Origin of the sequence: Kitasatospora cathayae (assembly GCF_027627435.1) — a bacterium.
GTDB classification, from domain to species: domain Bacteria; phylum Actinomycetota; class Actinomycetes; order Streptomycetales; family Streptomycetaceae; genus Kitasatospora; species Kitasatospora cathayae.
In genome coordinates, this window is the sequence record NZ_CP115450.1 from 765,682 (window position 1) to 778,557 (window position 12,876).

Genomic DNA, 12,876 nt, shown 5'->3' on the forward strand with positions numbered 1-12,876 from the left:
GTGATCGAGCTCGCCGCCCTGGACATGGCCGGTACCACCATCAACGAGTCCGGCGCCGTCTACCGTGCGCTTCGCACCGCCGTCGAACGGAACGGGGTGGCCGTCGCGGAGGCCGACCTGCAGACCTGGATGGGCACCGACAAGCGCGAGGCCATCGCCGCCCTGGTCCGCCTCGGCGGCGGCAGCCCCACTCCGGAACTGGTCGAGGAGAGCTACGCCGCCTTCGCGGAGTACCTGCGCGAGGCCTACCGGACCACTCCCCCGCAGGCCATCCCCGGGGTCGAGGAGGCGCTGGCCGAGCTGCGCCGGCGCGGGATCAAGGTCGCGCTCACCACCGGCTTCAGCGACGACGTCGCCCACCCGCTGCTGGAGTCGCTCGGCTGGTCCACCGGTGAGGGCGGCAACCTGGACGCGGTGGTCACCTCGGACGAGGTCCCGCGCGGCCGCCCTGCCCCGTACATGATCCACCGGGCGATGCAGAAGACCGGGGTCATCGACACCCGCCGGGTGCTGACCGCCGGGGACACCGTGGTCGACGTCGAGGCCGGCCGCAACGCCGGGGCCGGCGTGGTCATCGGGGTCCTGACCGGGGAGCTCGCCCGCGCCGACTTCGACGGGCACCCGCAGACCCACGTGCTGGCCAGCGTCGCCGAGATCCCCGGTCTCGCCGAGGCCCGACCGAGCGCCTGACGGCACGCCGTACCGGCCGCCGGGCCGTCGCGGAACGGCCCGGCGGCTGCCGCAGCTCCCCGGTCAGGAAACTGTCAAGGAGACGGGAAGGACGCGTCAAGGTCGCCGCCGAGGACCCCCCGCTCGGCGCGTCGCCCGCGCCGACCCGCTAGCGTGGACGGCTTCCCCCACCCGAGGTCCACCGAGGAGAGCAGCGCCGTGTCCGACAGCTTCGCGCACCTGCACGTCCACACCGAGTACTCGATGCTGGACGGGGCGGCGAAGAACGGCAAGCTGTTCGCCGAGGCGGAGAGACAGGGCATGCCCGCCATCGCGATGAGCGACCACGGCAACATGTTCGGGGCGTACGAGTTCTTCCACGCGGCCGCGAAGACCGCCGTGAAGCCGATCATCGGCATCGAGGCGTACGTCGCCCCGGGCTCGCGCTTCCTGAAGAAGCAGGTGTTCTGGTCGCCGGGCGGCCAGCGCCCGACCGGCGCCGACGGCGAGGGCGGCAAGGACGTCTCCGGCGGCGGCCGCTACACCCACATGACGATGTGGGCGCAGAACGCCACCGGCCTGCGGAACCTCTTCAAGCTCTCCTCGCTCGCGTCGATGGAGGGCTACTACATGAAGCCCCGGATGGACCGCGAGCTGATCGCCGCGAACGCGGGCGGCATCATCGCCACCACCGGCTGCCCCTCCGGCGAGGTGCAGACCCGGCTGCGGCTGGGCCAGTACGAGGAGGCGGTCAAGGCCGCCGGGGCGTACCAGGACATCTTCGGCAAGGAGAACTACTTCCTGGAGCTGATGGACCACGGCCTGGACATCGAGCGCGACGTCCGCGACGACCTCCTGCGGCTGGCCAAGCAGTTGAACATCCCGCTGCTGGCCACCAACGACTCGCACTACGTCACCGCCGACCAGGCCGACGCCCACGACAGCCTGCTCTGCGTCGGCGTGGGCAAGAACAAGGACGACCCGAACCGGTTCAAGTTCCAGGGCACCGGCTACTACGTGAAGACCGCCGAGGAGATGCGCGAGCTCTTCCGCGAACTGCCGGAGGCCTGCGACAACACCCTCGCGATCGCCGAGCGGGTCGAGTCGTACGAGGAGGTCTTCAGCTACGTCGACCGGATGCCCCAGTTCGACGTGCCCGAGGGCGAGACCCAGGCCTCGTACCTGCGCAAGAAGATCGAGGTCGGGCTGAAGCACCGGTACGGCGACAACCCGAGCCAGGAGGTGCTGGACCGGATCGAGCTGGAGATGGGCGTGATCACCCCGATGGGGTTCGACGCCTACTTCCTCGTGGTCGCCGACATCTGCCAGTACGGCCGGGACAACGGCATCCCGGTCGGCCCCGGCCGTGGTTCGGCGGCGGGTTCGATGGTCGCCTACCTGACCGGGATCACCCAGCTGGACCCGCTGGAGCACGACCTGCTGTTCGAGCGCTTCCTCAACCCCGAGCGCATCAACCCCCCGGACGTCGACATCGACTTCGACGACCGCCAGCGCGACCAGATGGTCCGCTACGTGACCGAGAAGTACGGCGCCGCCTACACGGCCCAGGTGAACACCTTCGGCACGATCAAGGCCAAGGCCGCCGTCAAGGACGCCAACCGCATCCTCGGCTACCCGTTCTCGATGGGCGACCGGATCACCAAGGCGATGCCGCCGGACGTCATGGGCAAGGGCGTGCCGCTGGCCGACCTGTTCGACGAGAAGCACCCCCGCTACAACGAGGGCACCGAGATCCGGGCGCTGTACCAGAACGAACCGGACGTCAAGAAGATCGTCGACACCGGGCGGGGCATCGAGGGCCTGATCCGCGGCACCGGTGTGCACGCCGCGGCCGTCATCCTCTCCTCCACCCCGCTGCTCGACCTGATCCCGCTGCACATGCGGGACAAGGACGGCGTGATCATCACCGGCTTCGACTACCCGTCCTGCGAAGCCATGGGCCTGATCAAGATGGACTTCCTGGGTCTGCGGAACCTGGGCATCATCGACCACTGCATCAAGATCGTGAAGGCCAACCGGGGCGTCGACGTCGACATCGAGAAGATCCCGATCGACGACCCCACCACCTACCAGCTGCTGGCCCGCGGCGACACCCTGGGCGTGTTCCAGCTCGACGGCGGCCCGATGCGCGCCCTGCTCAAGCTGATGAAGCCCACCGAGTTCGCCGACATCTCCGCCGTCTCCGCGCTGTACCGGCCCGGCCCGATGGGCATGAACTCGCACACCAACTACGCGCTGCGCAAGAACGGCCAGCAGGAGATCATCCCGATCCACCCCGAGCTGGAGGAACCGCTCAAGGACGTCCTCGGCCCCACCTACGGCCTGATCGTCTACCAGGAGCAGGTCCAGCGCGCCGCCCAGGTGCTGGCCGGCTACTCGCTCGGCCAGGCAGACCTGCTGCGCCGCGCGATGGGCAAGAAGAAGAAGGAGGTGCTGGAGAAGGAGTTCGTGCCCTTCCACGCGGGCTGCAAGGAGCGCGGCTACTCCGACGAGGCCATCCAGGCGGTGTGGGACGTCCTGGTCCCGTTCGCCGGCTACGCGTTCAACAAGTCGCACTCCGCCGCGTACGGCCTGGTCTCGTACCAGACCGCCTACCTCAAGGCCAACTACCCGGCCGAGTACATGGCGGCGCTGCTCACCTCGGTCGCCGACGACAAGGACAAGATGGCCGTCTACCTGGCCGAGTGCCGGCAGATGGGCATCAAGATCCTCTCCCCCGACGTCAACGAGTCGGTGGTCGACTTCACCGCCGTCGGCAGCGACGTCCGCTTCGGCCTCAAGGCGGTGCGCAACGTCGGCGTGCCGGTGATCGAGTCCCTGGTGAAGACCCGCGACGAGAAGGGCAAGTACACCTCCTTCGCCGACTTCCTGGACAAGGTCGAGCTGGTGGTCTGCAACAAGCGCACCGTCGACTCCCTGGTCAAGGCGGGCGCCTTCGACTCGCTCGGCCACACCCGGCTCTCGCTCAGCAGCGTGCACGAGAGCGCGATCGACGCCGTCACCGGGGTGAAGAAGCAGCAGGCCATCGGGCAGGACGACCTGTTCGGCGCCCTCGACGGCGGCGACGGCGGCGGGCCCGGCATCGGACTGGACTTCCAGCTCACCGACAACGAGTGGCCCCGACGCCAACTCCTCGCCCTGGAACGCGAGATGCTCGGCCTCTACGTCTCCAGCCACCCGCTCGACGGCGCCGAGCACATCCTCTCCCAGAACCGCGACACCTCGATCGCCGAACTCCTCGGCTCCGGCCGCTCCGAGGGCGAGGTCCGGCTGTCCGGCCTGATCACCGCCGTCGACCGGCGGATCAACAAGGCCGGCAACGCCTGGGCGATCATCACCCTCGCCGACCGCGACGGCTCGGTCGAGGTGCTGTTCTTCCCCGCGACCTACAACCTGATGGCCGATCAGATGGTCGAGGACAACGTGATCTCGATCCGCGGCCGGCTCAACGAGCGCGACGGCTCGCTGAGCGTCTTCGGCCAGGAGATCACCACCCTCGACGTCTCCTCCGCCGAACTCGGTACCAAACCGCCGGTCCAGATCACCGTGCCGGCCTCCCGGATCACCCCCGAGGTGGTCGCCGAACTCAAACTCGCCCTCCAGAACCACCCCGGCGACGTCCCGGTCCGGCTGCTCACCACCAACTGGGACAAGAACACCCTCTACGAGCTGGGCTTCCAGGTGAACCCCGACAACGGGCTCGCCTCGGACATCAAGACCCTCCTGGGCAACCGCTCCTGGGCGGGCGCGGCGGTCCGCTCCTGAGCCGCGTCGGCCGGCCCTCGTGACGGAACGAGCGGGCCCCGGACCGGCTCCGCGCCGGTCCGGGGCCCGCTCGCCGAGGGGCAGCCGGGTGGATCAGCCGTCGTTCTCCGCGGAGGGGACGTAGGCACCGGGGACGTCGTCCGGGGTGTGGATCGCGTCCTCGCCCGGGTACGGCGCGGTCCAGTTGTGCGTCTGGTACCAGGTCAGGTGGTTCAGCTGGGCCGGGTTCGCACGGTCCGGCGCCGCGTTCGGGCCGGTCAGGTGCTGCTTGGCCTTCCAGGCGTCCCACTGGGCCGCGACACCCTGCTCGGCCGCCGGCGGGGCGACGGTCACCGGCGCCGGCGCCGCGCCGCGGTCCTGCTGGGCCGGCACGTCGACGCCGCAGGAGGGCGGGGTCTTCAGGCCGTCGGTCAGCGAGGTGCGGTTGGGCACCGCGTCGAACGGCGTGAAGTCCGGCTTGTCGGTGAAGGCCGTGGCCATCGGGGTGGCCGCGCTGTCCTTCTGGTTCATCGGGTGGATCCCGAGGATCTGCTCGATGGTGCGGACCATGGTGATCTGCGAGTAGTAGCGGCTGTCGACGGCGCCGTGCTGCGCCCAGGGGCTGATGATCTGGATCGGGGCGCGGTGGCCGTCGACGTGGTCGAGGCCGGCCTGGGAGTCGTCCTCGACCACGAAGACCGCGGAGTCCTTCCAGTACTCGCTGTGCGAGATCTCCTGGACGATCCGGCCGACCGCCAGGTCGTTGTCCGCGACCTGCGCGGCCGGACTGGCCGGGCCGCCGGTGTGGTCGCTGGACAGCCACAGCATGTTCAGCGCCGCCGGGCCGTTCCGCTCGAAGTCCTGCTTCCAGATCTGGTAGCGGTACTGGTCCGGCACGTCGAGGTCGAACTTCGGGAAGCCGGGCACCGAGACGTCGTTGAGCGAGGGGATCGGCGAGGAGGAGTTGAGCGGGTAGGCGGTGGCGTCGCCGGTCGCCTCCATGTGCTTGGCGTCGCAGTACAGGTTCTGCCAGTCGGCGCCGGCGGGCTTGGTGAGGAACTGGTGGAACTCGCCGAAGTCGCGCACGTCCTGGCCGGCCGCCTGGGCCCCCGTCCACAGGAAGCCGGAGCGCTGGTGGCCCAGGGCGTCGTCCTCGGTGTCGTAGCTGCGCTCGTACTCGCCCGCCGAGGACTCGGTGTACTCCGGGTTGTCCGCCTGCATCAGCCAGTTGTGGCCCTCGGCGGAGTTGGTGCCGATGTCGTAGGTGTTGTCGTAGAGCCCGAACTGCCGGGCCAGCGCCTGCTGGTTGGGCGTCACGTTGGCGCCGAACTGGGCCAGCTTCGGGTCGCCGTCGCCCTTGCCGATGTCGCCGAAGACCTGGTCGTAGGTCCGGTTCTCCTTGACGATCAGGAAGACGTGCTTGATCGGCGACGGGTCGCCGATCCGGGCCGGCACCGGTACGGGCTTGGCCTTGTGCCGGTCGGCCGTGCGGACCGCGTTCCTGGTCCAGCCGTTCTGCTGGAAGACCTTGGCCGTCTGGGAGCGGATCTCCTTGTCCCCCGGCAGGGTGAACCAGGTCAGGCTGGAGGTGGTGTCGTGGGTGCTGTGGGCGCCGGTGGAGTTGGGGCGGCGGGCGTCGATGCCGCGGGTGTTGGAGACGACCACCTTCGAGCCGACGGTGGTGACCTCGGCCGGGAAGTAGTCGGTGGGCAGCAGGCCGACGTAGCTCACCGGCTCCTGGGCGCCGGTGAAGCGGTAGACGGCCACCGCGTCGGCGCGGCCCAGGGTGACCAGCAGGCGGCCGTCGTCGGTGAGCGTCACCGCGGTCGGCTCGTAGCCCACCGAGGCCTCCGGCCACGGTCTGGTGGAGATCCGCTGGACGACCTCGTCGCGCCCGGTGTCGATGACCGACACCTGGTCGGAGGAGGTGTCGGCGACGAAGACCGTCCCGTTCTTGGCGTACACCGCGGTCGGGTGCAGGCCGACGTCGATCGAGCCGACGGCGGCGGCCGGGTCGGAGAGGTCGATCACGCTGACGGTGCCCGAGGTCGCGGCGCCGGTGTCCGGGTCGGCCGGGACCTGGGTGCCGTAGGAGTTGAGGGTGTCGTCGTCGGAGGTGGCGGGGCGCCCGCCCTCGTTGCTGACGTACAGCTTGTGGCCGACCTCCACGATGCCGCGCGGCGCGTTGCCCGTCGTCCAGCTCTGCCCGAGCGCGCCGGTGGCCGTGTTGATCGCGACCACCCGGTTCTGCCCGTTGACCGCGGCGTACAGCGTCGAGCCGTCGGCCGAGAACACCGCGCCGGAGGCCAGCGCGTGCTTGTCGACGTCGGCCGGGATCGCCACCTTCACCGGGTCGGCCAGGGTGCCGTCGGCCTTCACGGTGAACCGGGTGTAGCCGTCGAGCTGGCCCAGCCACAGCTGCTTGCCGTCCGGCGAGTACACCGGGGCCTCCTGGCCGACCGAGCCGTCGGTCAGGTGCAGGTCGGCCGTCTTGGCCTTGCCGGCGCGCTGCTGCACCCGGCCGGTCTTCAGGTCCACCACGACCAGGGAGGCGTCGCCGTCGGCGAGCGTGGCGGCCAGGTGACCGCCGTCCGGGCTGACCCGGGAACCCATGATCTTGCCGTTGTCGATGACCAGCCGGTCGCCGTACGGGGCGATGTACTGGTCGCTGGAGATCACCTGGCCGTCGGCGGTGACCTGGCCGACCTGGTCGGTGCCGAACTGCTGGGTGGCCGCGAAAGCCGTGCCCGTGGCCACGGCCACGGCCGTGATGCACGCCGTGGCCAGGAGGGCCCGGCGGCCCGCACGCCGGCCGGGCAGCGCGGCGTGCTCCTTCTGGACACGTCGACGACGCGTTACCTGCATGGCGTCAGCCCTTCGTTGTGAGTGCGTGGAGGTGCGTTGGGGGGAGGTTCGGGTTAGCCGGGCCTGGTCAGCCCGTCGCGGGGGCGAGCAGGTCGATCTGGCCGTCGAACTGCCACAGCGGGTTGGGCGCGTCCCCGGTCGGGGTGTGCACCAGGAAGTAGCCGTTCACTTCCTTCGGACCGTCACCGTCCGCCGTCACCCGCCCGTCCGAGGCCACGTCCAGCTGGTAGACCGCCGTCCCCGGGGCCGCCGTACCGGGCAGGTGCCAGGTGACCGCGCAGCGCCAGTCGTTGCCAGGCCCCTCCGGGTCGACCTGGCCGTCGCCCCGGCTGCACTCCGCCGTGACCCGAAGGTCGGCCTCGGTGACGGCGGGGCGGTGCAGCCGCTCGGTCTGCAGCCGGTACAGGTGCGCGAACACGGTGGCGACCGTGCGCTGCACCTTCGCCCGGGTGATCCCCGAGCCGGTCGACGGCGCGGCCACCGCGACCGCCCCGAAGGCCAGCACCAGCAGCCCGGCCAGCGGCGCCACCCCGAGGACGAGCGCCCGGCGCCCGCCGCCGTCCTCGCTGCCGTTGGTGAAGTCCCGCCGGACGAACAGCAGGTAGGCCGCGGTGCCCGCCACCACGGCCCACAACAGGCTCACCGCGACGGCGATCAGCGGCTCCGTAAGGCGGGCCGGGTCGGCGAACAGCCCGTTCCAGGACACGAAGGCGTAACCGGGCAGCGCCAGGCGCAGCGCCACCGGCAGCGGCAGCAGCTGGGCCAGCTGCATCGCGACCGCGGACAGCGCCGGGACCAGCAGCCCCATCGGGGAGCGGCCCAGGATGACGGAGCCGAGCAGACCGAGCGCCGCCAGCGCCAGGGTGGGCGCCAGGGCGCAGGCCCAGGCCAGCAGGACGCTCGTGGCCGAATCGGACGGCGCCAGCTGGTGGCCGTCGACGCCGACCAGCGGCTGGTCGCCGACCGCCGCCAGCCCGCCGACCGTACTGGAGGCCACCAGCCCGGCCACCAGCAGCGCGAGCACGGTCGCGCTCGCCAGGGTCTTCGCCAGGAAGATCCGCCGCGGTGAGCGGACCGCCACCAGCAGGTGCCGCCACGTCCCGAGCCGGTCCTCGGCGGCGAACACGTCGCCCGCGACCACGGAGGTCAGCAGCGGCAGCGCCCAGGAGCCGGCGAAGCCCAGCACCACCAGCGGGCCGGCCCAGCCGGTGGCGTGCATCCAGCGGCCGAACAGGGTGTCGGAGGGCAGCGTCCCCTGCTGGGCCACGGCCGCCACGAACAGCCCGGGCAGCGCCCAACAGGCCAGCACCAGCAGCCGGATCCGCCACTGCGAGACGAGCTTGACCAGCTCGAAGCGGTACACCCGGCCCACCGGCACCCGGCGGGCCCCGACTGCGACGGCGGGGCCGGCTCCGGCCACCGCCTTTCCGGCCGCGACCGTGCTCATCGCCCGCCCTCCTGCTGCTTCCCGGTGAGGTGCTCGTCGGTGAGGTGCTCGTCGGTGAGGTGCTCCTCGGTGAGGGCGAGGTACGCGGCCTCCAGCGGCGACACCACCGGGGCGACCTCGCGCACCCGTACGCCCTCCCGCACCAGCGCGGCCACCAACTGCTCGACGGCCACCCCGGAGGCGCGCACCACCAGCGCCTCGGTGCCGCGCCACACCGCGGCCCCGTCCACGACCCGCACCCCGGCGGTCGCGGCGGCCACCCGCCGGGCGGCCTCGGGATCGGAGGTGAGCAGGCGGTGGTCGAGCTCGCGGGCCCCGGCCGCCAGGCCGCCCAGCGGGCCGGAGAAGCACACCCGCCCGGTCGCGAGGATCGTCACCTCGGAGCAGAGCGCCTCGAGGTCGTCCATCCGGTGGCTGGACAGGACGACCGTGACGCCGTCGTCCGCGAGCCGCCGCAGCGCCCCGTGGACGTGCTGCTTGCCCGCCGGGTCCAGGCCGTTGGAGGGCTCGTCGAGGACCAGCAGCCGGGGGTCGGTGAGCAGCGCGGCGGCCAGTCCGAGCCGCTGGCGCATGCCCAGCGAGAAGCCCCGCACCCGGTCGTCGGCGACGTCGGTGAGCCCGACCTCGGCCAGCACCTCGTCGATCCGCCGGGCCCCGGCGTCCTGCCCGCGCAGGGCCGCCAGCGCGGACAGGTTCTTCCGCGCGGTCAGCGACGGGTAGAGGCCGGGGCCGTCGACGAATCCGGCCACCCCGTCCGGCGCGGCCAGTGCCCGTCCGACCGGTCGGCCCAGCACCTCCAGCTCGCCGCCGTCGGCGACCGCCAGTCCGAGCAGCAGCCCCAGCAGCGTGGTCTTCCCGGCCCCGTTCGGCCCGGCCAGCCCGTGGATCCGCCCGGGCACCAGCTCCAGCCCGACGTCGTCGAGCGCCACGACGTCACCGAAGCACTTCGTCAATCCGCGTGCCCGTACGGCAGGTTGGGTTTCTTCCATGGCTCCTTCTCGCAGTCCCCCAGGGAAGCTAGGGGGTTGACGGGGTGGAGTCAGGATCGCGCGGTTGAACACCGGTGGAACAGCTGACGGTCGGCTCGGCGGGTTACGGTCAGGTCGATCCCGTCCTGCGCTCAGCCGGTGACCTCGATCGTGACGTCGTAGGTGCGCTGGTCCGGCGAGCAGTTGAGGGCCTCGCCGCAGGCCGTGCGGGAGGCGGTGAGGTGGGCGGTGCCGGCCGTGCGGGCGGCGAAGGAGGTGGTGACGGTTCCGCAGCCGCCGCCCGGGCGGCAGGAGGGGGACGGCACGGTGGTCGGGGAGCCCGCCGGGGCGAGGACGTCGGGGGCGGAGCTGGTGGCGGCGGACCAGTAGGTGCCGTGCAGTTGGACCGTGACGGTGGCGCCCACCGCGACCTTCAGGGTGGTGTGGTTGGCGTGTTCGTCGGCGGTCACGGCGGCCGGGGTGGTCATCGCCGTGGTGGTGGGCGCCACGGCGGACGAGGCCGTCGAGGCTCCCTTCGAGCCGCAGCCGGTCAGGGCCAGCAGGGCGGCGGCGCAGGTCAGGGCGAGGGCGGCAGGTCTTCTCGGGTTCACGGCGGTTCCTTAGTGCAGGGGTTGTGGGCGGTACCGGTTCGACGCACCGGAGGCCGGATCGGATCCCCCCGAAAACGAGAAAAGCACACCGGGGCGGGCGCGAGGCCCACCCCGGTGCGTCACGGCGAGGCGATCGTCAGGAGACGGTCACGTCGTCGTAGTAGGTGTAGGTCGGGTCACCCGCGTAGTCGTCGTCGTGGTTGCTCAGGGTGAGCGTGTACGAGTGACCGGCGGTGACGGACGCGGTCTGGTTGGTCCAGGTCGCGGCGGAGGAGCAGGTCTTGGCGAGGACCGTGGTGGTCGTGCCGGTGGTGTTGTCCTTCAGGGTCGCGGTGGCCCAGTCGTAGGTCACGGTGTCCGGGCAGGTGTTGCTGTACCAGAAGGACAGCTTGCTGGAGCCGGTCGGCGCGGTGAAGGTCTGGGCGGCGGTGGAGTCCGTGCTCGGGCTGGTCGAGCCGAGCTGCAGGCCGTAGCTGCCGCTGTGGGCGGCCGCACCGAGGACGGAGGCGCTGCCGGTGGTGGTCCAGCCGGTCGCGTTGCCGTTCTCGAAGCCGCCGTTGGTGACGGCGCTGCCGCCCGAGGTGGAGGACTCGGTCCAGGTGAAGGTGGTGTTGCCGGAGGCGCCGGTGGTGTCGGTCGCGGTGACCGTCACGCTGGAGGTGCCGGCGGCGGTCGGCGTGCCGGAGATCAGGCCGGTCGAGGAGTTGATCGACAGGCCGGCGGGCAGGCCGGTGGCCGAGTAGCTCAGGGTCTGGCCGGAGGCCGAGTCGCTCGCGCTGATCTGCAGGCTGGCCGCGGTGCCGACGGTGCCGGACTGGTTGCCCGGGTTGGTGACGGTGACGGTGTTGCCGTGGGTCAGGATGGCGTGCGAGATCGCGCAGGAGTTGGTGTCGTTCGACCAGCTGGCCTGCTCGGCGAAGGTGCCGAAGGAGCCGAAGGAGACGTTCGCGGCGCCGCCGGGCGAGCCGGGCTTGATCCAGGCGCACTCGTCGGAGTTCTCCTGGCCGTTGTACGAGCTGCCCGACACGTGGTTGGTCCAGCCGCCGGCCGGGTTCTGGTCGGACATCATCTCGTGCCACTCGTGGCCGAGGGTCATCGTCCAACCGTCCAGCGTACCGGGCGAGTTGACAAAGCCGACGCCGCAGCTGGCGCCCTGGTCGATGTTGTACGGCTGGTTCGAGAAGGCGATGTCGCCGTAGGGCGAGCTGGCCGCGCCGCCGGTGAGGGTGGTGTCGCCGTTCCAGTCGTGCCAGGCGCAGTACCCGGTGGTGGGGTTCTGGTAGTCGTCCGGGTTGGTGCCGTGCGGCGACAGGATGATGTAGTACGCGTCGCGGTTGGCGGCGGCCGTGGTGTTGCCGAAGTGGCCGGCGGCCTTGACGGCCTCCTGGGCGAGCTGGTTGCCGGTGGCCTGGGCGGGCGAGGCGGCCGCGTTGTCGTACCAGACGCCGGAGAGGACGCCGCCGCTCTGGTACGGGATGAAGTTGGCGTTGGACGGGCAGCTGACCGCGCCGGAGGCGACGTTGGGGCCGTCGCACCACTGGGTCAGGTCGGCCGACCAGGTCTCGCCGTTGGTGCCGATGCCCTTGAACATCTGCTGGGTGGCACCGGCGGCGCCGGCCGAGTCGCCGGAGAACTTGGCGTTGCCGTTGGCGTCGGTGGTCTGGGTGCCCCACTGGTTGCCGTAGAAGACCAGGTAGACCTTGGAGTGACCGCTCTGCACGCCGATGCCGTCGACGCCGCCGCCGTAGGAGAGCGTCTGCTGGCCGGTGGCCGCGGCCTGGTTGTGGGCGGCGAGCCACTTCTTGTAGTTCTCGTGCTGCTGCTTGCCCGGCACCGCGCCGTGGCGGTACGGGTGGCCGTTCTGCGGGCTCCAGGGGTTGAACTCGTTGCCGATGCTGCCCGAGGAGCTGGAGATGTCCTGCGCGGCGGCGGGACCGGCCGCGCCGGCGAGGCCGGCGGCGGCGAGGGCGAGTGACGCCATGCCAGTGAGCGCCGCGTACTTCGCGCGCCGCATTCTGCGGGAGTGACCCATGGGGTGAGGGTGCCTCTCTGGTACCGATCGCCCGTACGGCTGGGGGCCGCGAGCGATCCCTTTGTGGGGAAGGGAGCAGACGGCGGATTCCACCCGCTCGCCAAATCCGGTCGTTTCTTCCGGGCAACCGGAATTGACTGTCTTTCGGTGGGGGATGTCCGCTGGGCATGAAGGAAAGCAGAGTTGATGAATGCAGGTCAACGGACAAGGGTAAGGAAACATTAAGAACGGGGTTCCAGCAGGTGAACCGCCCGGTCGGCGGCCTCTCGCAAGCCCTCCGCATTCACTGAATACCGCCCGAAAGACTGTTTCCGCATTCAGTGAAACGTCGCGGCTTCAACATTCCGTCATGGCCCGTGAACGGTTTTCGGCACCCGCCCCGGGGCACGGACCCACCCTCCGGGAACGTTCCGCGGCAACCGCCGGCCACCGTGCCGGAACCGGCCGGTTCGGGCGCGACCCGTCCGGTGGAAGGCCGTTGACGCGGGCCCCGGGCGTACCACGATGAGCGCATGAGCG

Annotated in this window: 7 protein-coding genes; 2 read left to right on the plus strand and 5 right to left on the minus strand. The window is 71.0% G+C overall.

Annotated features, from left to right (window positions below):
* Together O1G21_RS03555 and dnaE are read left to right on the plus strand one after the other, a co-directional pair.
* Positions 1-690: a phosphonatase-like hydrolase gene (locus tag O1G21_RS03555; protein WP_270140653.1), complete on the plus strand. Its 690-nt coding sequence runs from the start codon at positions 1-3 to the stop codon at positions 688-690.
* 198 nt (positions 691-888) lie between these two features.
* Complete coding sequence (dnaE, locus tag O1G21_RS03560) at positions 889-4,455, plus strand: DNA polymerase III subunit alpha (RefSeq protein WP_270140655.1); 3,567 nt, start codon at positions 889-891, stop codon at positions 4,453-4,455.
* A 93-nt stretch (positions 4,456-4,548) separates the two neighbouring features.
* On the opposite strand, the gene O1G21_RS03565 is transcribed toward dnaE, so the two are convergent.
* The 5 genes from O1G21_RS03565 to O1G21_RS03585 all read right to left on the minus strand — a co-directional run bounded on the left by O1G21_RS03565 (position 4,549) and on the right by O1G21_RS03585 (position 12,306).
* On the minus strand, positions 4,549-7,299 hold the full coding sequence (locus O1G21_RS03565) for a bifunctional YncE family protein/alkaline phosphatase family protein (protein ID WP_270140657.1): 2,751 nt from the start codon (positions 7,297-7,299) through the stop codon (positions 4,549-4,551).
* Positions 7,300-7,366: 67 nt separating this feature from the next.
* Positions 7,367-8,746 carry an ABC transporter permease gene (locus O1G21_RS03570; protein WP_270140659.1) on the minus strand — a complete coding sequence of 460 codons (1,380 nt, stop codon included), beginning with the start codon at positions 8,744-8,746 and terminating at the stop codon, positions 7,367-7,369.
* Positions 8,743-9,735 (minus strand): ABC transporter ATP-binding protein, encoded by a 993-nt coding sequence (locus O1G21_RS03575; protein WP_270140660.1) that lies wholly within the window; start codon positions 9,733-9,735, stop codon positions 8,743-8,745. Before O1G21_RS03575 ends, O1G21_RS03570 begins: the two co-directional genes overlap by 4 nt.
* A 131-nt stretch (positions 9,736-9,866) precedes the next feature.
* Positions 9,867-10,325, minus strand: coding sequence for a hypothetical protein (locus O1G21_RS03580; RefSeq protein WP_270140662.1), 459 nt, complete (start codon positions 10,323-10,325; stop codon positions 9,867-9,869).
* A gap of 136 nt (positions 10,326-10,461) precedes the next feature.
* The gene (locus tag O1G21_RS03585; RefSeq protein WP_270140663.1) at positions 10,462-12,306 is read right to left on the minus strand and encodes an Ig domain-containing protein; all 1,845 of its coding nucleotides are present in this window, start codon (positions 12,304-12,306) and stop codon (positions 10,462-10,464) included.
* Positions 12,307-12,876: the final 570 nt, after the last annotated feature.